This window comes from Burkholderia sp. Bp8998, from assembly GCF_003854235.1.
Taxonomy (GTDB): domain Bacteria; phylum Pseudomonadota; class Gammaproteobacteria; order Burkholderiales; family Burkholderiaceae; genus Burkholderia.
Genome location: NZ_QTQF01000010.1, coordinates 52,969 through 74,077 on the forward strand (window position 1 = coordinate 52,969; position 21,109 = coordinate 74,077).

Consider the following 21,109-nt stretch of genomic DNA (forward strand, 5'->3'; position numbering starts at 1 on the left):
GCCCGTATCGGTCGTCGGCGGCCGTACGGCCGCCACGCTCAGTCGGCCGCGGCCGGCACGAGCACCTCGCGGCTGCCGTTGATGCCCATCGGCGACACGAGTCCGGCCGCTTCCATCTGCTCGACGAGGCGCGCGGCGCGGTTGTAGCCGATACGCAGCTGCCGCTGCACCGACGAGATCGACGCGCGCCGCGTGCGCACCACGAACGCGACCGCTTCGTCGTACAGCGGATCGGCTTCCGCATCCGGCGCGTCGCCGAACAGGTCCTGCGTCGCACCATCGGCGGCCGGGCCGTCGAGAATGCCTTCCTCGTACTGTGGCTCGCCGAACTGTTTCAGGTATTCGACGATCCGGTGCACTTCCTCGTCCGCGACGAACGCCCCGTGCACACGCTGCGGGTAGCCCGTGCCCGGCGGCAGGAACAGCATGTCGCCCTGGCCCAGCAGCGATTCGGCGCCCATCTGATCGAGGATCGTGCGCGAGTCGATCTTCGACGACACCTGGAACGCGACGCGCGTCGGGATGTTCGCCTTGATCAGGCCGGTGATCACGTCGACGGACGGACGCTGGGTCGCGAGGATCAGGTGGATGCCGGCCGCGCGCGCCTTCTGCGCGAGACGGGCGATCAGCTCCTCGATCTTCTTGCCGGCGACCATCATCAGGTCGGCCAGCTCGTCGATCACGACGACGATCAGCGGCAGCTTCGACAGCGGCTCGGGATCGTCGGGCGTCAGCGAGAACGGGTTGCCGATCTTCTTTTCCTTCGCCTCTGCGTCGCGGATCTTCTGGTTGAAGCCCGCGAGATTGCGCACGCCGACGGCCGACATCAGCCGGTAGCGCTTCTCCATTTCGCCGACGCACCAGTTCAGTGCGTTCGCCGCGAGCTTCATGTCGGTGACGACCGGCGCGAGCAGGTGCGGGATGCCTTCGTAGACCGACAGCTCGAGCATCTTCGGGTCGATCATGATCAGGCGCACGTCCTCGGGCGTCGCCTTGTACAGCAACGACAGGATCATCGCGTTGATCGCGACCGACTTGCCCGAACCCGTCGTGCCCGCGACCAGCATGTGCGGCGCCTTTGCGAGATCGGTGACGACCGGGTGGCCGGTGATGTCCTTGCCCATCGCGATGGTCAGCTGCGACGCCGAATGCTGGTACTGGCGCGATTCGAGGATCTCCGACAGGCGGATCATCTGGCGTTTCGCGTTCGGCAGCTCGAGGCCCATGCAGGTCTTGCCGGGAATCGTCTCGACGACGCGGATCGACGTGAGGCCGAGCCCGCGCGACAGGTCCTTCATCAGGCCGACGATCTGGCTGCCGCGCACGCCGAGTGCGGGCTCGATCTCGAAGCGCGTGATCACCGGGCCTGCCGATGCGCCGACCACCGTCACCGGCACCTTGAACTCCTGCAGGCGCTGTTCGATCACCTGGGCCGTCTGCGCGAGGTGTTCCTCGGTGATCGTTTCGACGTCATCGGAGGCGGGCTCGAGCAGGTCGAGCGTCGGCAGTTCGACGTTGAACGATGCGGGTGCGTGGAATTCGAACGCGTTCGGACGCGGCGGGCGTGCGGAAGCGGCCGATGCATCGGGGGCCGGGGTGATCGATTCCGCCGGTGCCGGTGGCACGGTGACCGCCGGTGGCGTTGCGGCCGGAAGCGACGCGGTCGTGACGGCCGGGATGGCGGTGCCGGTTATCGCAGGCGTCGCGCCGGTGCCGAGCATTGACCAGCTCGCCGGCGCAGCGGCGGGCGCCGGCGGGGCGGTGAACGGCTGGGCCTGCGGCGCCGGTGCGGACGCGAGGGATTGCGCCGGTGTCGCCGTGTCGATGAATCCGCCCGGCGCTGAGAAGGTCGGCAATGCCGGCACCGGTGGGGGCGCGGAAGTCGGGGACGCGGCCGGTGCCGCAGCGGCGGCGGTTGCGGCCAAGGAGGCCAGCGCGCCATTTGTCGAGACAGGCGTGCCACCGAACTCCGTCGTAGACGCCAGGACGGAGGTCGCCGCCACTGCGCGTGGCGCGGACGGCGCAACCGATGCGGGCGCTGCCGATGCGGCCGGTTGCGACAGCGAACCGGAGGCCATGTTCGTCATGCCGGCAAACGAAGGCGGCGTGGCGACTGGCGTGCTGCTCGACGTGTGCGCCGGTGCCGGCGCAGCAGAACCGGGCGCGCGGCCGACGGGCGACGACGCGTCTGCTGCCGAGGGTGTCTGCGCAGCAGAGAAGGGTTCAGCGGACAACGGCTGCGACCACGATGCGGGGGATCCCGTGGCATTAACGGAAGCGGATTCCGCGATCGCGGAGGTCGACGCCACCGGCGCCGGTGCCGGATTCGACGCGGCCGAGGCTGCCGTCGTCGCTGCCGCGACCGGCATCGCATCGGCAAGCGGCCGCGCCGGCGTTGCCGCGACCGGCGAAGCGGAGAGGGGAGTGGTCGGCGTGACCTGCTGGACAAGGTTCACAACGTCCTGAGTCGCGTGCACGCCTTGTTTCGTATCGACCGATGCCGCGGTATCGGCAGGCACCTCAGATCGCGATTGGACCTGGCCGACGAGCCCGGCGGCCGTTGCCGAATCCTTCGCGTCGACGGCGCGGCCGATGGCACTTGCCGTCGACGTGACGGCCGCCGAAAGCGTATCGACAGCCGCGCTCGCAGCCATCGGCTCTTCCGCGTCCGACCGCGGCGTGGCAATCGGGCTTTCGTGCGATGCGCCGAGTCCGGAAACCGGCTGGCTGACGATGTCTTCCCACGGCGCAAAGTCGATCGGGGCATCGAATGCCGGCGCGGCACGCACATCGGCGCCATGCCGTGGTTCGCCGTCCGCATGACGCGTCGGCGCATCGGTCTCGACGCCGAGATCCGATATGGCATGCCGCACCGTCTCGCCGAACGCCGAGGCACCCGAATCGATGCGTGCGCGCGGCTCGGCCGGCATGAACGCATCCAGCACGATCGGTGCGTCGTCGTATGCCGGCGCCCCTTCGTGCGCGTCCGGGCGGCCTGCGTCGTGAGGCGCGGCCAGGTGCGTGCCCGGAGCGATCCCGGCCGGTGCCGCCGGCGATGCCGACGCGGCCACGCTGCCTGCCGATGCAACCGCGCCGGCCACGGTCGCCGCGGCGGTCGTCGCCGGCGACGCATCGGTCGACCGCACACCGTCCAGCGTCGCCCACTGCGCGGTACTGGCCTCGATCGAGCGCAGCGTGTCGTGCACGCTCGGCGCAGGCGTGATCGGCTCCGCGGGCTGTTGCACCCACGCGTAGAGCGGCGCGCGTGCGGGGGCCGGCGGCGCGGGGCGGCGTCGTGCCGCATCCGGCGACTGGCCGGCGGCGCCGGCGCCCGTCACCGGGCGCGCCGGTGTGCGCGGCGGCGTCGCGGCGGCCGGGCGTGGCGTGACCGCGGTGCGCGGCGCGGCCGGCTGCTTCAGTGCGGCTGCGGCCGGTCGCGCGGCGGTCGGTTGCGGCCGAACGGGCTCGAACCCGGCCGGAAGCGGGGCCGGACTGGGGCGCGGCACTTGTGCGTTCGCGGCGGCGCGCGCGAGGCTGGCGGTGCTGCCGGTCGTCGGGGGCGGCATGGCGCTCGCCGCGCCCGGTGCGGGCATGCGATTGGCCGACGTGGGCTTCAGCCAGCCCGACGGCGCGACCGGCTCCGCGAGCGGACGCGGCGCTGCGTTGCTGCGCGGCTTCGGCCGGGCCTGCGGATCGGGTTTCCACGACGTCGGGCGCGAATACCGGCCGTTCTGCCGCGGCGCCATCGAGTTGACGGTATGGGCGGTGGTCGGCTGCACGATGTCGTCGTCGCGATGCAGCGCGCTGCGCGGCAGGTCGGCGACGCCGCGCACGTCGTCGTCGACGTCGCGCGCGAGCTTGACGCCGAACGACGTGTCGACCCACGCGGCGAACTGCCGCCAGCCGATGCCGGTCAGCCACGGCAGGCCCGCGAAGAACAGTACGACCATCGCGACCGGTGTGCCGATCGGGCCGAGCACATGCGCGAAACCGTTCGAGAACGCGTGGCCGAGCGCATTCGTGTCGGAGCCCGACAGCGGGCTCGTCAGCGCGCAGCTTGCGACGAACACGGCCGCGAAGCCGAGCCACAGGCGAATCGAGCCGCGGCCGGCGAGTCCGCCGCCGCCGGGCAGCATCGCCTGAACGAGACGCCAGATGAGAAGGAGGAACCAGACGGCGGAGATGCCGAACCAGCCGAAGACAACCGTGTGCATGCTTTGATGAAACAGGAAGAAGGCGGGGAGCGCGGTGCGCGACCCGCCGAGTTTAACCGGCCGACGAACAAGACTGACAGGACGCCAAGGCAGCATGAAGGCGTCGAAGCGCCTCCAGGCCGCGCGACGCGTGCGTCCGGGATGCGCGCGTGGCGAAGGCGGCCGGTCGGCCTTCGCCCGTGCGCTGCATCAGGTGCTCCGACGCGTGAAGGTCAGTGTCGCGCCGGCTTCGGTCACGATCTGCAATTGCTGCGGCTCGCGCATCTGCACGCCGGTCTTCCCGATGTGCGCGAGCGCATCGAGGTACGCGTGTTCGAGCTGGCCGCCGAGCGTGTTCGGGCATGCCATGCGCGTGCCGGCGAGCGGCCCGAAGCTCAGCAGGCCGTTCTTGAGCGCGTAGGTTCCCATGTAGCGGTTGCAGCCCGAAAAGCCGCTGGCGCGCCGGACGCCCGATTCGCTGGACAGCGCGAGCTTGATCGGCTCGCCGTTGTCGCCGTGCGGAATCGTGCGTGGCGTGCCGTCGGGGTTCACCCAGCTCGTGAGTTCCCAGGTCGTGTCGTCGAGCAACTGGACGGCGGCGGGGTTGTACGGGTCGGGTGAGGGGGCGGCGGAATCGGGGTGGGTCGGCATCGCGCAGGCGGCGAGAAGCGTGGCAAGCGTCAACGCGCAGAGCGGCGTGCGCAACGGGCGAAGCAGGCCGGTGCGTGCGCGTGCGGCGGCGGACAGGTGGGACATGAGCCTCGTTCCTCATCGGATTCTGATCAAGGCGTAAGAGTAACGCACCCGCCCCGCGCGAGGCGAGCCGACACTTCGCGCATGAAAACGTTCGCAATCCGCCCGCGCGCCTCGCGCGGCGGGGCGGCGACGCGACGAAACCGGCCGGACCGGCGCGGATGCGCGTGTTAACATCGAAGCCGTTTTCGTCCTCCAACAGAACCAGCGGGAAATCACATGCAGATCGGTCAGCGGCTCGGTACGCCGCTTTCACCCTCGGCCACGCGCGTCATGCTGCTCGGCGCGGGCGAACTCGGCAAGGAAGTCATCATCGCGTTGCAGCGGCTCGGCGTCGAAGTCGTCGCGGTCGACCGCTATCCGGACGCACCGGGCCACCAGGTTGCGCATCGCGCGCACGTGATCGACATGACCGACGCCGCCGCGCTGCGCGCGGTCGTCGAGGCCGAGCGTCCGCACCTGATCGTGCCGGAGATCGAGGCGATCGCGACCGATGCGCTCGCGGCGATCGAGGCAGCCGGCCTGGCCGAGGTGATCCCGACCGCACGTGCGACGCAGCTCACGATGAACCGCGAAGGCATTCGCCGACTCGCGGCCGAGGAGCTCGGGCTGGCAACGTCGCCGTATGCGTTCGCCGAGTCGTTCGACGCGTTCAGCGCGGCCGTCGCGAAGATCGGCATGCCGTGCGTCGTGAAGCCGGTGATGTCGTCGTCGGGCAAGGGACAGTCGGTCGTGCGGACCGAGGCCGACATGAAGCCCGCCTGGGACTACGCGATGGCGGGCGGCCGCGTGAACCACGGCCGCGTGATCGTCGAGGGCTTCATCGATTTCGACTACGAAATCACGCAGCTGACCGTGCGCGCGATCGACCCGGCGACGCTCGAGACGCGCACCTACTTCTGCGAACCGGTCGGGCACGTGCAGGTGGCGGGCGACTACGTCGAATCCTGGCAGCCGCAGCCGATGAGCGCCGTCGCGCTCGAAAAATCGCGCGAGATCGCGCACAAGGTGACCGAGGCGCTCGGCGGGCGCGGGATGTTCGGCGTCGAGCTGTTCGTGCGCGGCGACGAAGTCTGGTTCTCCGAGGTGAGCCCGCGGCCGCACGACACCGGCCTCGTGACGCTCGCGTCGCAGCGCCAGTCGGAGTTCGAACTGCACGCGCGCGCGATTCTCGGGCTGCCGGTCGATCCGACGCTCGGCTCGCCGGCCGCGTCGGCGGTGATCTACGGCGGGCTCGACGAGCGCGGCATCGCGTTCGAGGGCGTGCGCGACGCGCTGGCCGTGCCGGGCGCCGACCTGCGCCTGTTCGGCAAACCGGAAAGCTTTGCGAAGCGGCGCATGGGCGTCGCGCTCGCGACCGGCGCGACCGTCGACGAAGCCCGCGAACGCGCGAAGCGCGCCGCGGCGGCCGTGCGGCCCGTGTCGGCGCGCTGACACGGCCAGGAGCGCGCGATGGCATCGACCTGGCGGCGCATCGGCCGTATCGGCAAGCTGGGCGCCGCGCTGGCGCTGGTCGCGAGTCTCGCGGGGTGCGGCCTCGCGGCCGCGCCGTGCCGGGTCGCATCGGCCGGGCTGAAGATCGTGCCGGTCATCGGCCACGTCGCGGCCGCGCCGACCGACGCATGCGCCGACGTCATCGATCCCTGACCGGCGAACCCTCGATCCAAAACCAACGATACCCGCGCGTCCCGCGAGGGCGCGCCTCCACCCGTCTCGTGAGAGGACCTGCATGATTCGCCAAACCTTCGCCGCGCTCGCGCTGGCCGGCACCGCCGTTTCCGTTGTGCATGCCGCGCAACTGACCGTCGAGGAGATCGACGCCGATTCGCGCGTGCAGACCCTCTATCAGTGCGCGAACCAGAAGCAGCCGGTGCGCGTGTCGTACTGGCGCGCGGGCAACGGCCAGAGCTTCGCGCTGGTGCCGGTCAACGGGCAGCAGTTGCTGTTCGTCGATACCGTTTCGGCGTCGGGCGCGCGCTACCAGGCCGGACGCTACACATGGTGGACGAAGGGCAAGGAAGGGACGCTGCGCGACGAGATCGCCGACCAGAATGCGGCCCCGCTGCTTGGCGACTGCGTGCAGGTCGAGAAGAGGAACAAGAAGAAGGGCTGAGCGTCGGGACGCGATCGGGTACGTCATGCGAGCGTGCCGATCGCCGCGATCGGGGCGGGCGGCCCGGTTCGGCCCTGGACAGGACGGTGGGTCGGGCAGCGATCACGCTCGCCAGCCGCCTGCTGACTTTCCGAGGGGGGGGCGTGATTGGGCCCCTAATTTCGACCATCAGCCGATCGGGATGGCCCGATCGCTCGACGCATCGCCCGCGCCCGGCCTGCCGGCGTACGCCGCGAACCGCCACCGGGGCCGTTCGCGGCATTGTCACGGACAGATTGCTGCGCAGTGCTACAATACGCCCCTTTCCGCCGGCATTCGCGCCGAACGGAGTCCGCACGGCCTGTGGCGCCCGATGTTCGAATTGAACCGGTCCCAAGCGCCAGAGCGGCGCCGCGCGGCGCGCCGCGGCTCCGTCTACTTCCGAAATGTGATGAGCGCAGGCCCGGCCGGCCTGACGCACGATGTCCCCGCCGCGCCTTTTGAGCGAAACGCCACCATGTCCGATTCTGTCGCCAAGCCAGCCGACGCAACCTTCGATCAATTCGGCCTTGCCGCCGATATCCTGAAAGCCATTGCGGAGCAGGGTTATACGACGCCGACGCCGATCCAGGCGCAGGCCATTCCGGTCGTGCTCGCCGGCCGCGACGTCATGGGCGCCGCGCAAACGGGCACCGGCAAGACCGCGAGCTTCTCGCTGCCGATCATCCAGCGGCTGCTGCCGCAGGCCAACACGAGCGCGTCCCCGGCGCGCCACCCGGTGCGCGCGCTGATCCTCACGCCGACCCGCGAACTCGCCGACCAGGTCGCCGCGAACGTGCACGCGTATGCGAAGCACACGCCGCTGCGCAGCGCGGTCGTGTTCGGCGGCGTCGACATGAATCCGCAGATGGCCGAGTTGCGCCGCGGCGTCGAGATCCTGATCGCGACGCCGGGCCGCCTGCTCGACCACGTGCAGCAGAAGACGGCGAACCTCGGCCAGGTCCAGATCCTGGTGCTGGACGAAGCCGACCGGATGCTCGACATGGGCTTCCTGCCCGACCTGCAGCGCATCCTGAACCTGCTGCCGAAGGACCGCCAGACGCTGCTGTTCTCGGCGACGTTCTCCGGTGAAATCAAGAAGCTCGCGTCGACCTACCTGCGCAGCCCGCAGACGATCGAGGTCGCACGCAGCAACTCGACCAACGCGAACGTCACGCAGATCGTCTACGACGTCGCCGAAGGCGACAAGCAGGCGGCCGTCGTGCAGCTGCTGCGCGATCGCGGGCTCAAGCAGGTGATCGTGTTCTGCAACAGCAAGATCGGCGCGAGCCGACTGGCCCGCAACCTCGAGCGCGACGGCGTGGTCGCGTCGGCGATCCACGGCGACAAGACGCAGATCGAGCGGATGCAGGCCCTCGACGCGTTCAAGCGCGGCGAGATCGAAGCGCTGGTCGCGACCGATGTGGCCGCGCGCGGTCTCGACATCGCCGAACTGCCGGCCGTGATCAACTTCGACCTGCCGTTCAGCGCGGAAGACTACGTGCACCGGATCGGCCGCACGGGCCGCGCGGGCGCGACGGGCGATGCGCTGTCGCTGTGCAGCCCGAACGAGCGCAAGCAGCTCGCCGATATCGAGAAGCTGATCAAGCGTCCGCTCGACGTGCAGACGCTCGTGCTCGACAAGCCGGCGCGTCATCATCACGACGAGCGAGGCAGCAATCGCGGGGGCGAGCGCAGCGGCGAACGCGGCGGCCGTCGCGAGCGCGACGAGCATCGCGGTGCGTCGGGGCGTCGTTCGGGTGGGTCCGAGCGTGGCGGCCATCACCGTCGTCACGAGGCGCCGGTCGACGATTTCTTCCTGAAGCCGTACGAGCCGTCGGTGCCGGCGAAACAGCCGGAAGAGGCGAAGTCCCAGCAGCCCGAGAAGAAGGGGCCGAAGCGTCAGGTCGCCGCGCTGCTCGGCGGCTTCGGGATGCCGCGCAAGCCGTCGGCGTAAGCGGGCGGTTCAGGCGGTCGGTGCGGCGCGCGAGCGCTGCCGCGGAAACGGGTGCATGTGATGAGCATGTGCCCGTTTTTCATTGGGCGAGACAATTGCGAAGAGGTGGGTGATTTCATGCGGCACGGCGTGCAGTCGAGTGGGCGCCCAGGGGGTCTTCATGCGATCGGATTTGGCGCTGACGGATGCAGGAGCGCGGTTGCGACAGGCCGGCGTTCGGTGAGCGGTTAGCTGGCGCGTGGCCCGAAGCGACGCGTCCACGCATCGGTCGCGGCCGCGTAGAACGCATCCATCGTATCGCCCGATGGATCGCCATCGGCCAAAAGGCCGAGATATGCCGCGGCGGCCCGCAGCGCCGGCAACGGATCGTCGCGTTCGAGCGCGATCGCACCCGTCTGCTTGCTGAGCTTTTCGCCGTTCGCATCGACGACGACGGGCACGTGCAGGTAGCCGGGCGTCGGCACGCCGAGACAGCGCTGCAGATAGATCTGGCGTGCGGTCGAATCGAGCAGGTCGGCGCCGCGCACGACGTGCGTGATGCCCGCGTCGGCATCGTCGACCACGACCGCGAGCTGATACGCCCACTGGCCGTCCGCGCGTTTCAGCACGAAATCGCCGACCTCGGTCGCGAGGTTCTGCGCTTGCGTGTGCTGCCAGCGGTCGTCGAACGTGACGATCGCGGCGTCGCCGTCCGGCACGCGCAGCCGCCATGCACGCGCGGGCTTGCCGTGCAGGCCGGTGCGGCAGGTGCCCGGGTACGCGAGTGTCGTGTGGCGCTCGTGCGCGGCGCGCAGCGAGTCGGCGATTTCCTTGCGCGTGCAGCCGCACGGATAGACGAGCCCCGCGGCGACGAGCCGTTCGAGCGCGGCCGCATAGGCGGCCTCGCGCGTGCTTTGCCATACGGGCGGCTCGTCGGGCGTCATGCCGAAATGCGCGAGCGTCGCGAGGATGTCGTCGGCGGCGCCGGGCACCGTGCGTGGGCCGTCGATGTCCTCGATGCGCACGAGCCACGCGCCGCCGTGCGCGCGCGCGTCGAGCCAGCTCGCAAGCGCACCGACCAGCGAGCCGAAATGCAGCGGGCCGGTGGGCGACGGCGCGAAGCGGCCGCGGTAGCCGTTCATCGGGGCGCGGAGCGACGCGCGCTTATGCGGCGGCGCTGGCTGTCTGCGCGCAGGCCGGGCACGACTTGCCGGGCACGTAGCTCGGCGATTGCTGGGCTTCCGGCGTGACGACCGCGCGGCACGCGAAGCACGTGACGTTCTCGGTCGGCTGCAGTTGCGGGTTCAGCGCGGTGCGGTAGTCGAACACGAAGCAGTCGCCGTGATAGTGCGCGCCGCCGACTTCCTCGAAATACTTCAGGATCCCGCCCTCGAGCTGGTACACATTCTCGATGCCGATTTCCTTCATGTGGATCGCCGCCTTCTCGCAACGGATGCCGCCGGTGCAGAACGACACGACCGTCTTGCCGTCGAGATCGGCGCGGTTCGCGTCGATCACTTCCGGGAACTCGCTGAACTTGTCGATCCGGTAGTCGAGCGCGTCGTCGAACGTGCCGACGTCCACTTCGAATGCGTTGCGCGTGTCGAGCATCACGACCGGGCGGCCGGCATCGTCGTGGCCGCGGTCGAGCCACGCCTTCAGCGTGCGCGCGTCGACCGACGGCGCGCGGCCGAGCTCCGGCTTGATCGCGGGCTTCTTCATCGTGATGATCTCGCGCTTCAGGCGCACGAGCATCCGGCGGAACGGCTGCGAGTCGGACAGGCTCTCCTTGAACTGCAGCGTCGCGAACTTGCCTTCGAACAGCGGATCGTGGCGGAGGTAGTCGACGAACGCGTCGGTCGCGTCGCGCGGGCCGGCGATGAACAGGTTAATGCCTTCCGGCGCGAGCAGGATCGTGCCGCGCAGGCCGAGTTCGTTGCAGCGGGCGGTGACGAGCGGGCGCCATTGCGCGGTCGCGTCGAGCGACACGAAGTGGTAGGCGGCGAGGTTGACGATGGTCATGATGGTCCGACGGGAAACGGCCGCGGCCGTGCGGCGGGCGCACGGCGGCCCCGCAAAAAAGGGTGCGAAGCCGGGACGATGATTCGAAAACCCGTATTATCCCGCAAACTGCGCATGCGCCGGCACCTGACCGTTCGGCCGGCGTCGCACGCATCGGCCGAACGGCCGGGCGCGGGGATTTTTTGGGCAGTCTGCGCGACGACGCGGCTACAATAACGCCCATGTCAGATCCCCGCTTCGTCCATCTTCGCGTTCACTCCGAATTCTCGATTGCCGACGGCATCGTGCGCCTCGACGACATCGTCAAGGCGGCGGCCGCAGACGGCCAGGGCGCGCTCGCCCTCACCGATCTCGGCAACGCATTCGGCCTCGTCCGTTTCTATCAGGAAGCCCGCGGCAAGGGCATCAAGCCGATCGCCGGCTGCGACGTCTGGATCACCAATCCGGACGATCGCGACAAACCGTCGCGCTTGCTGCTGCTGGTGAAGGACAAGGTCGGCTACCTGAACCTGTGCGAGCTGTTGTCGAAGGCGTGGCTCACGAACCAGTACCGCGGCCGCGCGGAGCTCGACGCGAGCTGGCTCGACGGCGAGCTCTCGCACGGGCTGCTCGCGCTGTCCGGCGCGCAGCAGGGCGATATCGGGCTCGCATTCGCGGCCGGTAACGAGGAAGCCGCGCGGCGTCATGCCGAGCGCTGGGCGAAGGTGTTCCCGGGCGGCTTCTACATCGAGCTGCAGCGTTACGGCCAGCCGGGCGCCGAGGCATACATCCAGCAGGCCGCGACGCTCGCCGCGTCGCTGAAGCTGCCGGTCGTCGCGACGCATCCGACGCAGTTCATGACCGACGACGATTTCACCGCGCACGAAGCGCGCGTGTGCATCTCGGAAGGCGACATGCTCGCGAATCCGCGGCGCCAGAAGCGTTTCACGACCGATCAGTACTTCCGCACGCAAGACGAGATGGCCGCGTTGTTCGCCGACCTGCCGTCGGCGGTCGCGAACACGGTCGAGATCGCGAAGCGCTGCAACCTGAAGCTCGAGCTCGGCAAGCCGAAGCTGCCGCTGTTCCCGACGCCGGACGGCATGTCGCTCGACCACTACCTGGTCCAGCTGTCGAAGGAGGGGCTCGAGAAGCGCCTCGAACAGCTGTATCCGGATGCCGCGGAGCGCGACGCGCAGCGCGACACGTACTACAAGCGGCTCGAATTCGAGTGCGGGACCATCACGAAGATGGGCTTCCCGGGCTACTTCCTGATCGTTGCCGACTTCATCAACTGGGCGAAGAACAACGGCGTGCCGGTCGGCCCGGGCCGCGGCTCTGGCGCCGGCTCGCTGGTCGCATACGCGCTCGGCATTACCGATCTGGACCCGCTGCGCTACAACCTGCTGTTCGAGCGATTCCTGAATCCGGAACGCGTGTCGATGCCCGACTTCGACATCGACTTCTGCCAGCACGGCCGCGATCGCGTGATCCAGTACGTGAAGGAAAAATACGGCGCGGACGCCGTGTCGCAGATCGCCACCTTCGGCACGATGGCCGCGAAGGCGGCCGTGCGCGATATCGGCCGCGTGCTCGATCTCGGCTACATGTTCACCGACGGTGTCGCGAAGCTGATCCCGTTCAAGCCGGGCAAGCACGTGACGATCGCCGACGCGATGAAGGAAGAGCCCCAGCTGCAGGAGCGCTACGACCACGAGGACGAAGTGCACCAGCTGCTCGACCTCGCGCAGCGCGTCGAGGGCCTCACGCGTAACGTCGGGATGCACGCCGGCGGCGTGCTGATCGCACCCGGCAAGCTGACCGATTTCTGCCCGCTTTACACCCAGGGCGACGACGGCGGTGTCGTGAGCCAGTACGACAAGGACGACGTCGAAGCCGTCGGCCTCGTGAAGTTCGACTTTCTGGGTCTCACGACGCTGACGATCCTCGACTGGGCCGAGCGCTACATTCGCCGCCTCGATGCATCGAAGGCCGACTGGTCGCTCGCGCAGGTGCCGCTCGACGATCCGGCGTCGTTCCAGATCCTGAAGAAGGCCAACACGGTTGCCGTGTTCCAGTTGGAAAGCCGCGGGATGCAGGGCATGCTGAAGGACGCGCAGCCCGACCGCTTCGAGGACATCATCGCGCTCGTGTCGTTGTACCGTCCGGGCCCGATGGACCTGATCCCGAGCTTCTGCGCACGGAAGCACGGCCGCGAGAAGGTCGACTATCCGGATCCGCGCGTAGAACCCGTCCTGAAAGAGACCTACGGCATCATGGTCTATCAGGAGCAGGTGATGCAGATGGCGCAGATCATCGGCGGCTACTCGCTCGGCGGCGCGGACTTGCTGCGTCGCGCGATGGGCAAGAAGAAGCCCGAGGAGATGGCCAAGCACCGCGAGATCTTCGCCGAGGGTGCGGCGGCGAACGGCCTCACGCGCGAGAAGTCCGACGAGATCTTCGACTTGATGGAGAAGTTCGCGGGCTACGGCTTCAACAAGTCGCACGCGGCGGCCTACGCGCTGCTCGCGTATTACACCGCGTGGCTGAAGGCGCACCATCCGGCCGAATTCATGGCGGCCAACATGACGCTCGCGATGGACGACACCGACAAGGTGAAGATCCTGTTCGACGACTGCGTCGTGAACAACCTCGTCGTGCTGCCGCCGGACATCAACGCTTCGCATTACCGGTTCGAGCCGGTCGCCGAAGCCGACGGCAAGCGCTCGCGCACGATCCGCTACGGCCTCGGCGCGGTGAAGGGCAGCGGCCAGAACGCGATCGAGGAAATCCTGCGCGCCCGCGAGGAAAAGGCGTTCACCGACCTGTTCGACTTCTGCGAGCGGATCGACCGGCGCATCGTCAACCGCCGCACGGTCGAGGCGCTGATCCGTGCCGGCGCGTTCGATTCGCTGAACACGAACCGTGCGCAGCTGATCGCGTCGGTGCCGCTGGCGATGGAAGCGGCCGACCAGGCCGAGGCGAACGCGATGCAGGCCGGCCTGTTCGACATGGGCGCCGAGTCGCCGCACGCGCATGCGCTCGTCGACGAACCCGCGTGGGACGACAAGCGCCGCCTGCAGGAAGAGAAGGGCGCGCTCGGCTTCTACCTGTCCGGCCACCTGTTCGATGCGTATCGCGACGAAGTGCGCCGGTTCGTGCGGCAGAAGGTCGGCGACCTGAAGGAAGGGCGCGACAAGCTCGTCGCGGGCATCATCGCGTCGCTGCGCACGCAGATGACCCAGCGCGGCAAGATGCTGATCGCATTGCTCGACGACGGTTCGGGCCAGTGCGAGATCACGATCTTCAACGAGCAGTTCGAGGCGAACAAGGCGCTGTTCAAGGAAGACGAACTGCTGATCGTGCAGGGCCAGGCACGCAACGATGCGTTCACCGGCGGCATCCGCTTCACGGCCGACACGGTAATGGATCTCGAACGCGCGCGCAGCCGCTATGCGCAGGCGGTGCGGCTCACGGTGAACGGCAACGCGGATGCGGCAGCGCTGCGCCGCGTGCTCGAGCCGCACGTGTCGAAGGACGATCCGGCTGCCGCACCCGCGGTCGAGGCGCCCGCGCCGCGAGGCGGCGGGCGTGACGGCGGCCGTCGCCCGCAGGCACCGCTGCCGAACGGGCTCGCGGTCCAGGTTCACTACAGCAACGCGCGCGCGCAGGGCGAAATGCGTCTGGGCGACGCGTGGCGAGTGAAGCCGAGCGACACGCTGCTCGCGGAACTGCGCGCGACGTTCGACGGCAGCATCGTCGAAATCACGTACTGACCGCATCCCCGCCGGACGGTCGTCGCCGGTGCGGCCCGTCGCATCGCCATCGTGCGGTGCGGCGGGCCGTCTTCATTTTGGCGGGTGCTTGGGGCTGTCATCCGGACGCTATACAATCCGTCGCGCGCGACGCAGATGTCCCCCCCGGCCGTGGTCCGTCCGCCGGCCGGCGGCGACATCGCGGGCGTGAAAACGGGGACGGTTCCGCGCGACACGGAATGCAGCGCGGTGCCGCGGGCGACCACGCGACGAGTCGGCACGGAGACGCAAGCCCGGATGCCGATCGGAACGCGACGACAAAAAATACCGACAGCACCACAACTACAATGGCCAACGGGAAACCGACGGGGCGGATCCTCGTGATCCGGATTGATTTTCTGGGCGACATGCTGTGCACGACCGCTTTTCTCGGCGCGCTGAAACAGCGCTGGGCCGGGGCGGAGCTGCACGTGGTCGCGAACCGTTACAACGCGGCCGCGCTGGCCGGCAACCCGGACGTGCACACGATCCATACGTACGTGTACAGCCGTCAGTGCGAGCGCAATGACCGCCCCGGACGGATGCGCGCGTTCTTCGACCGGCTGCGGCTCGTGCGCCGGCTGCGCCGCCTGCGGTTCGACCTCGTGGTCGTGCCGAACGGCGGCATGCATCGCAGCAGCATCCAGTTCGCGCGGCAGCTCGGCGTGACGGATTGCCGCTGGCACGATGCCGATTCCGAATTCGACGATCGCAAGCCCGAACACGTCGCGTCGCGGCCGATGTGCCATGAAGCGTTGTCGGGATTCCGGCTCGTGCCGGAACTCGGCCGCAGCGATCTCGACGGTCTCGTGCTGTCCGTCCACCCGGACCGCGCGCTGCAGGACACCTGGTATCGGCTGCTCGGGCCGCGCACCAAACCGCGCGTCGGTCTGTTCGTGTCGAACAAGGCGGCCGAGCGGCGCTGGCCGGCCGATCGATGGCGCGAGCTCGGCCAGCGGCTCGCACCGTTCGCCGACGTGATCGTGTTCCGCGATCCCGCCGTGTCGGCCGAGGCCGACGCCGATCGCGACGCGTGGCGGGACGTGGACGCCCGGCATGTCGTGCCGTCATCGGTCGCCGAACTGGTGGCCGCCGCGAGCCTCCTCGACGCGATCGTGTCGGCCGACAGCGCCCCCGTGCATCTCGCGTCGGCGCTCGGTGTGCCGGTCGCCGCGCTGTTCGAGGACCGTCCCGAGAAATACCGGCGCTGGCATCCGCTCGGCGTGCCGCACATGATCCTGCGGGCCGGCGCGACGGTCGACGCGATCGGCGTCGACGCGCTCGAGCGTGCGGTGCTTCATCTGTTGACGCAGGCCGGACAGCCCGACGACGCGATCGGCGGCGCACTGCCGCTCCCGGCCGCCACGCTTGCGGCACCCGGGGCCGGCGCGATCGTTTCGTAGCCCCGCGGAACGCAGGTGGCGGCGGCACTGCCGGTACCGCTGCTGGACGGGCAAGCGGGCGCAAGTAAGCGCGTGGCCGCAGGCCCCGCCGTGCCCGGTGCGTTGTTGCCTGCCGCACTGCCGGCCAAGCGACGCCGGCCGCCGGCCGCGGCGTGTCGCCGACGCCCGCTGTCCGCTGCCCGGCGCCACGCCAGCGGCCGCAAAATCCTGTACATTGCGAGCCTTGTCCAGCCAGCTAGACGGAACGATCGCCGTGGCCCTGTTTTCTTCCGCCCGCCCGCCCAGAACCATCCTCGTCGCAGCACCACGCCGTATCGGCGACGTGCTGCTGACGACGCCGCTCGTGCGTTCGCTGAAGGCGCGCTGGCCCGATGCGCAGATCGACATGCTGGTGTTTCGCGGCACCGAAGGCGTGCTGGAGCACAACCCGGACGTGCGGCGCGTGATCGTCGTCGCCCAGCGCGCGGGGTTTCGCGAACGGCTGCGCGACGCGCTGTCGATGTGGCGCCGCTACGATCTCGCGTGCGCGGCGCTCAGCTCCGACCGGCCGCGCTTCTATAGCTGGTTCGCCGGCCGCAAGCGCGTCGGCCTCGTCGATCCGAACCGCGTCACGTGGCTGACGCGAATGATGCTGAACGGCATCGCGATCAATCATCACGAGTCCGCGCATACGGTCGTCAGCACGCTCGCGCTCGCACCGGTGATCGGCATCGAGCCGGTATCCGAGGTGGTCGCGCCGGGCATCGGCGACGATCCCGCGCGGCGCGCGCGCTTCGACGCGTGGCTCGCCGAATCGCCGGCGATCCGCGATGGCAAGCCGCTTGTCGTGCTGCATCCGTATCCGATGTTCCGCTACAAGCAATGGCGGCTCGACGGCTGGGTCGAGATGATCGAATGGCTGCGCGCGCAGGGGTTTGCGATCGCGCTGTCGGGCGGCCCGGCCGATCGCGAGCGCGAGTACGCGGAGCAGGTCGCGGCCGAGGCGGGCGGCGACGTGCTGAACCTGGTCGGTCGCCTCACGTTCGGCGAAAGCGCGGAGCTGGTGCGGCGTGCGCGGCTGTTCATCGGGCCCGATACGGGCGCGACGCACGTTGCGGCCGCGACGGGCACCGCCACGATCGCGCTGTTCGGTCCGTCCGACCCGGTGCGCTGGGGGCCGTGGCCGCAGCACTGGCCGGCGACCGAGAACCCGTGGGCGCTGCGCGGCTCCGCACGGCACGGCAACGTATGGCTGCTACAGGGCGAAGGCGATTGCGTGCCGTGCCGGCACGAAGGCTGCGAGCGCCATGTCGACAGCCATAGCGACTGCCTCGTCAATCTCGGCACGCAGCGTGTGAAGGCGGCGGCGGCCGAGATGCTCGGGCTGAATCCGCCGGGCGGCGCCGATGCGGTCATCGACACGTCGCGACTGCATCGCGCGCGCTCGGACTGACGCACGACAGCCGGACGTTTCCTGATTTGAAAGGCGGGACGTGGCGGCACGACGCGTCGACGGCGCGCGTGCGCCGCCGTTGGGCCGAACCGGCGCCGGGCGGCCGCGTACCGCCCGCCGCCTGATGCGTTACGCGCTGCGCCGGATCGCCGACGTTTCGCGCGGCAGCGCTTCGCTGCGCGCGCCGCAGCCGAGCAGGATACCGGCCAGCAGCACGAGCAGGTGGCCTTCGGCGAAATCGAGCAGCAGCGAATTCGCGAGACTGCCGATCGTGAAGATCGCGAGCCACGCGAGCAGCAAGTGCCGCGAACGCGAATCGAGCGCGCGGCTGCCGCGCGCGATCTGCACGATCAGGTTCAGGAACAGCAATACGCCGAGCGTGCCAAGCTGCACGGCCATCAGCAGGTATTCGTTATGCGGATTCGACGTGAGCTGGCCTTCGGCAGCCGTCTTGCCTGCCGTGAGCTTCTGGAATTCGAACTCGAGGCCGCCCGCGCCGTAGCCGATCACGGGGCGCTGGCGATACAGCTCGAGCCCCTTCTTGTACCACTCGAGACGCAATCCGGTCGACGTGATCGCATCGCTCTGCCGATACTGCTGCACTTCCGACACGACCTTCACGAGCCGTCCGCTGTTCACCGTGCATGCGGCGGCGACGAGCGCGGCGCCCGCCAGGACCAGCGCACCGGCGGCGAGCCCCGCGCGCAGCGCCGACTGGCGGCGCAGCAGCAGCACGAAACGCACCGCCACGACGAGGATCAGCAGCAGCGCGATGACTTGCCCGGTGCGTCCCTGCAGCATCACGAACACGTTGATCAGCGACCACGCGGCGACGGCGGCATACGCGGCACGCGACAGCGCGGTGCGGGTCGCCAGCGCGAGGTCGGCTGCCTGGTAGAACAGCAGCGCGCCGAACATGCCGGCCGCGATGTGGTTCTTGAACACCCAGGCGCGCGACAGCGGCAGTTCGGTCGCATGCGCGGGCCCGATCGCGGTCAGCCCGAGATAGTTGGTGGTCGACAGCAGCAGGACCACGCACAGCGTGCCGAACCACGCGCGCCGCACGATCGGCGCCCAGTTCGAATGGCGGAAGGCGAGTACGGCAAACGGCAGCAGCAGCAGCTTGTCGTACTTGGCGACCCAGTTCCACGCCTTCGGGTGCGGCGCGACCGTGTAGGTGACGCTCGCGGTCAGCGCCGCGAGGATCAGGAGCGCCGCCAGCGACGCCGGTTCGGTCACGAACGTGCGCAGGTCGCGCCAGAATTCGGGGGAGATGACGAGTGCGGCCGCGAACAGCCCGCAGAACACGTTGGTCAGCGCGGTCGAGACGGGCACCATGCAGAGCGCGATGACGGCGAAGGCGCGGGCGGCGGTCAGGCGCCGCGTGGCGGGGGCGGAAAACGAAAGCATCGGAACCTGTCGAATGGACGATTGCGGCATGCGGGCACCGTGCTGCGCGCCGCGCGTCCCGGCGGCACCGCGCGGGACGAAGCGCGCAGTATACGCGAAGCTGCGGGCGTTTCCGTGCCGTTTCCGGGGTCTGATCAGCTGAATGCGCGCTTGATCCGCGAGCGCAGCAGCGCGCGCTTGAGGCGCCCTTCGACGGCCGGCGTGTCGAGCGCGAGGTGCGAGCCGGCCGGCTCGCCGCGATGCAGGTAGTAGCGGTCGAACGTGGCCTGCGTCATGCCCCATTTGTTGAGGAACTGGCGGCGGCCGTCGTTCTTGACGATCTTGCCGGTGCTCTTCTGCTGGAAGTGATAAACGAGGCTGTCGCCGACGCCGAGGAAGATCCGGCAGCCGGCGTCCCAGAATTTCATCGAGAAGTCGTTGTCGCTGCTCATCCCCGGCGACAGTTCGCTGCTGTAGCCGCCGATGCGGTTCCACCAGTCGCGGTGCACGAGCGTGGGCGGCCAGGTCGAGCCGAGCCAGTCCGCGCGCGCGAGCCGCGGCGTGGCCGCGACGAGGCCGGCCGCGTCGAACTGGTCGGCGTCGCGGCCGAAATTGCTGACGACGACGCACGGGTTGCGGGTGTCGACCGGCTCGACCATCGTGCCGGACAGCATGAACAGGTCGGTCGGCATCTGCTCGATGCGCCGCACGAGCGCCGTGTCCCAGCCCGGGCAGCAGTACATGTCGTCGTTCATGTAGACGACGTAGTCGCGCGTTGCGCGCGCGGCGGCCAGATTCACCGCGTGGCAGATGCCGATGTTGGCCGGCGACGCGGTGTGCTCGATGCCTTCGCTGCGCACCCAGTCGAGCGTGCCGTCCGAGCCGTCGTTGACGTGCACGATGATCTGGTGGTCGTACGCGGAATGACGGCGCAGGCTGTCGACGACGAGCTTGAGGTACGGCAGGTTGTTCCAGGTCGGGATGATGATGGAGAACATGGCGGTCGGATTCGGTGGTCGTCGTGTCGGCGGCGCGTGGCGCGGCGCCGCGCTCGGGCGCGCATGGCGTGCCGGCAGCCCGGCATTGTAACGCCGGGCCGGCGCCTGCCGGCGGCGTCGGGGTGGGGGCAGGGCGGGCCGCGCTCAGCGGGCCGGTTCGTGGCCGAGCTTCAGGAATCGGTAGTAGACGGTTTCCGCGTTGAACACGGCGATCATGAAGCCCGCGCGGCCGTCGAGAAACCCGCGCCGCAGCAGGTAGGTCCGCACGAATGCCCACGCGCCACGCGCGAGCGCCTTGCCGAAGCCGCCGCGCTGGCCGGCCGCGCGGCGCTGGCGCGCGCCGGCCGTCGAATACGCATCGAGCTTGCGCACGACGGTTTCGAAATCCTCGTACGAATAGTGCATGAGCTTGCCCGGCAGCCGCTGCGCGGGCGTGTCGAACACGAGCCGTTCGTGCACCAGATCGTCGGAGAAGCGGGCGGTGCCGCGCCGGAACAGGCGCGGCACCCAGTCCGGATACCAGCCGCTGTGGCGGATCCACTGGCCGCAGAAGCTCGACAGCCGGTCGAGCGCATAGACCTGCGCGGCCGGCGCGCGGATGGCCGCGCGGATCGACTGCGCGAGTTCCGGGCTGACCACCTCGTCGGTGTCGAGCGACAGGATCCAGTCGGTGTCGAGCGCATCGAGCGCACGGTTCTTCTGCGGGCCGAAACCTGGCCAGTCGCGCTCGACGATCACGCGGGCGCCGTGCGCGCGGGCGATCGCGACGGTATCGTCGGTGCTGCCGCCGTCGATCACGACGACGTCGTCGGCGAAGGTCAGCGCGTCGAGGCACTGCGCGAGCCGCGTGGCCGCGTTGAGGGCGATGAGGGCGACGCCGAGGGTGGGTTCTGCCATGAAATCGTCGAAAAGGCGGAGAAAACGGTGAGCGGCAGTATACCCGCGCGCCGGCCGGCGGCCGCTTCGGCGACGGCCATGCCGGTGCAGGCGGTACAGCTATAATGTTGGGCCTTTTTCGGCACCCGCCGGATGGGGCGAATCCCGGGCAGCCACGCCCCGGGCGCCGCGTCGCGGCTCAA

The 21,109-nt window shown here is 69.4% G+C and carries 14 protein-coding genes; 7 read left to right on the plus strand and 7 right to left on the minus strand.

Translation table 11 applies throughout. The annotated features are described in order from the left end of the window. Window positions 1–38: 38 nt before the first annotated feature. Window positions 39–4,214, minus strand: a complete 4,176-nt coding sequence (locus DIE06_RS38990) for a DNA translocase FtsK (RefSeq protein WP_124661752.1) — start codon at window positions 4,212–4,214, stop codon at window positions 39–41. A 189-nt stretch (window positions 4,215–4,403) separates the two neighbouring features. Further along, window positions 4,404–4,949, minus strand: a complete 546-nt coding sequence (locus tag DIE06_RS12845) for an META domain-containing protein (RefSeq protein ID WP_124661753.1) — start codon at window positions 4,947–4,949, stop codon at window positions 4,404–4,406. A gap of 216 nt (window positions 4,950–5,165) precedes the next feature. Between DIE06_RS12845 and purT the strand changes: the two genes are divergently transcribed. From purT to DIE06_RS12870, 4 genes are all read left to right on the plus strand, one after another. After that, window positions 5,166–6,380, plus strand: a complete 1,215-nt coding sequence (purT, locus tag DIE06_RS12850) for a formate-dependent phosphoribosylglycinamide formyltransferase (protein WP_124661754.1) — start codon at window positions 5,166–5,168, stop codon at window positions 6,378–6,380. 18 nt (window positions 6,381–6,398) lie between these two features. Then, a complete protein-coding gene (locus DIE06_RS12855) occupies window positions 6,399–6,593 on the plus strand; it encodes a DUF6726 family protein (RefSeq protein ID WP_124661755.1) in 195 nt (64 codons plus the stop codon). An 82-nt stretch (window positions 6,594–6,675) separates the two neighbouring features. Next, window positions 6,676–7,059, plus strand: a complete 384-nt coding sequence (locus tag DIE06_RS12860) for an MliC family protein (protein WP_124661756.1) — start codon at window positions 6,676–6,678, stop codon at window positions 7,057–7,059. A 430-nt stretch (window positions 7,060–7,489) separates the two neighbouring features. Then, complete coding sequence (locus DIE06_RS12870; RefSeq protein WP_124661757.1) at window positions 7,490–9,034, plus strand: DEAD/DEAH box helicase; 1,545 nt, start codon at window positions 7,490–7,492, stop codon at window positions 9,032–9,034. A gap of 227 nt (window positions 9,035–9,261) precedes the next feature. Here the strand turns inward: DIE06_RS12870 and gluQRS are convergent, their stop codons facing one another. Both gluQRS and DIE06_RS12880 read right to left on the minus strand, forming a co-directional pair. Further along, the gene (gene gluQRS, locus DIE06_RS12875; protein ID WP_124661758.1) at window positions 9,262–10,155 is read right to left on the minus strand and encodes a tRNA glutamyl-Q(34) synthetase GluQRS; all 894 of its coding nucleotides are present in this window, start codon (window positions 10,153–10,155) and stop codon (window positions 9,262–9,264) included. A 22-nt stretch (window positions 10,156–10,177) separates the two neighbouring features. Beyond that, window positions 10,178–11,035, minus strand: coding sequence for a sulfurtransferase (locus DIE06_RS12880; protein WP_124661759.1), 858 nt, complete (start codon window positions 11,033–11,035; stop codon window positions 10,178–10,180). Window positions 11,036–11,256: 221 nt separating this feature from the next. On the opposite strand from DIE06_RS12880, the gene dnaE reads away from it, so the two are divergent. The 3 genes from dnaE (at window position 11,257) to DIE06_RS12895 (ending at window position 17,643) form a co-directional block, all read left to right on the plus strand. Beyond that, a complete protein-coding gene (gene dnaE / locus DIE06_RS12885; protein ID WP_124661760.1) occupies window positions 11,257–14,790 on the plus strand; it encodes a DNA polymerase III subunit alpha in 3,534 nt (1,177 codons plus the stop codon). Between the two features lie 326 nt (window positions 14,791–15,116). Continuing rightward, window positions 15,117–16,211, plus strand: a complete 1,095-nt coding sequence (locus tag DIE06_RS12890; protein WP_124661761.1) for a glycosyltransferase family 9 protein — start codon at window positions 15,117–15,119, stop codon at window positions 16,209–16,211. A gap of 253 nt (window positions 16,212–16,464) precedes the next feature. Further along, window positions 16,465–17,643, plus strand: a complete 1,179-nt coding sequence (locus tag DIE06_RS12895; protein WP_124661762.1) for a glycosyltransferase family 9 protein — start codon at window positions 16,465–16,467, stop codon at window positions 17,641–17,643. 129 nt (window positions 17,644–17,772) lie between these two features. Here DIE06_RS12895 and DIE06_RS12900 read toward each other — a convergent pair whose 3' ends face one another. The 3 genes from DIE06_RS12900 to DIE06_RS12910 all read right to left on the minus strand — a co-directional run bounded on the left by DIE06_RS12900 (window position 17,773) and on the right by DIE06_RS12910 (window position 20,927). After that, window positions 17,773–19,053, minus strand: a complete 1,281-nt coding sequence (locus DIE06_RS12900; protein WP_124661763.1) for an O-antigen ligase — start codon at window positions 19,051–19,053, stop codon at window positions 17,773–17,775. Between the two features lie 134 nt (window positions 19,054–19,187). Further along, window positions 19,188–20,030 carry a glycosyltransferase family 2 protein gene (locus DIE06_RS12905; RefSeq protein ID WP_124661764.1) on the minus strand — a complete coding sequence of 281 codons (843 nt, stop codon included), beginning with the start codon at window positions 20,028–20,030 and terminating at the stop codon, window positions 19,188–19,190. Between the two features lie 144 nt (window positions 20,031–20,174). Then, entirely contained in the window at window positions 20,175–20,927 is a 753-nt protein-coding gene (locus DIE06_RS12910; RefSeq protein WP_124661765.1) for a glycosyltransferase family 2 protein, read from the minus strand. Window positions 20,928–21,109 lie beyond the last annotated feature (182 nt).

Excerpts from the sequence above, each read along its gene's own strand:
- DIE06_RS12905 (WP_124661764.1), bottom strand. The coding sequence starts at position 20,030 with ATGTTCTCCATCATCATCCCGACCTGGAACAACCTGCCGTACCTCAAG.
- gluQRS (WP_124661758.1), bottom strand. The coding sequence starts at position 10,155 with ATGAACGGCTACCGCGGCCGCTTCGCGCCGTCGCCCACCGGCCCGCTG.
- DIE06_RS12855 (WP_124661755.1), top strand. The coding sequence starts at position 6,399 with ATGGCATCGACCTGGCGGCGCATCGGCCGTATCGGCAAGCTGGGCGCC.
- DIE06_RS12870 (WP_124661757.1), top strand. The coding sequence starts at position 7,490 with ATGAGCGCAGGCCCGGCCGGCCTGACGCACGATGTCCCCGCCGCGCCT.
- DIE06_RS12845 (WP_124661753.1), bottom strand. The coding sequence starts at position 4,949 with ATGTCCCACCTGTCCGCCGCCGCACGCGCACGCACCGGCCTGCTTCGC.
- purT (WP_124661754.1), top strand. The coding sequence starts at position 5,166 with ATGCAGATCGGTCAGCGGCTCGGTACGCCGCTTTCACCCTCGGCCACG.
- DIE06_RS38990 (WP_124661752.1), bottom strand. The coding sequence starts at position 4,214 with ATGCACACGGTTGTCTTCGGCTGGTTCGGCATCTCCGCCGTCTGGTTC.
- DIE06_RS12880 (WP_124661759.1), bottom strand. The coding sequence starts at position 11,035 with ATGACCATCGTCAACCTCGCCGCCTACCACTTCGTGTCGCTCGACGCG.
- DIE06_RS12890 (WP_124661761.1), top strand. The coding sequence starts at position 15,117 with ATGGCCAACGGGAAACCGACGGGGCGGATCCTCGTGATCCGGATTGAT.
- DIE06_RS12900 (WP_124661763.1), bottom strand. The coding sequence starts at position 19,053 with ATGCTTTCGTTTTCCGCCCCCGCCACGCGGCGCCTGACCGCCGCCCGC.
- DIE06_RS12910 (WP_124661765.1), bottom strand. The coding sequence starts at position 20,927 with ATGGCAGAACCCACCCTCGGCGTCGCCCTCATCGCCCTCAACGCGGCC.
- DIE06_RS12860 (WP_124661756.1), top strand. The coding sequence starts at position 6,676 with ATGATTCGCCAAACCTTCGCCGCGCTCGCGCTGGCCGGCACCGCCGTT.
- dnaE (WP_124661760.1), top strand. The coding sequence starts at position 11,257 with ATGTCAGATCCCCGCTTCGTCCATCTTCGCGTTCACTCCGAATTCTCG.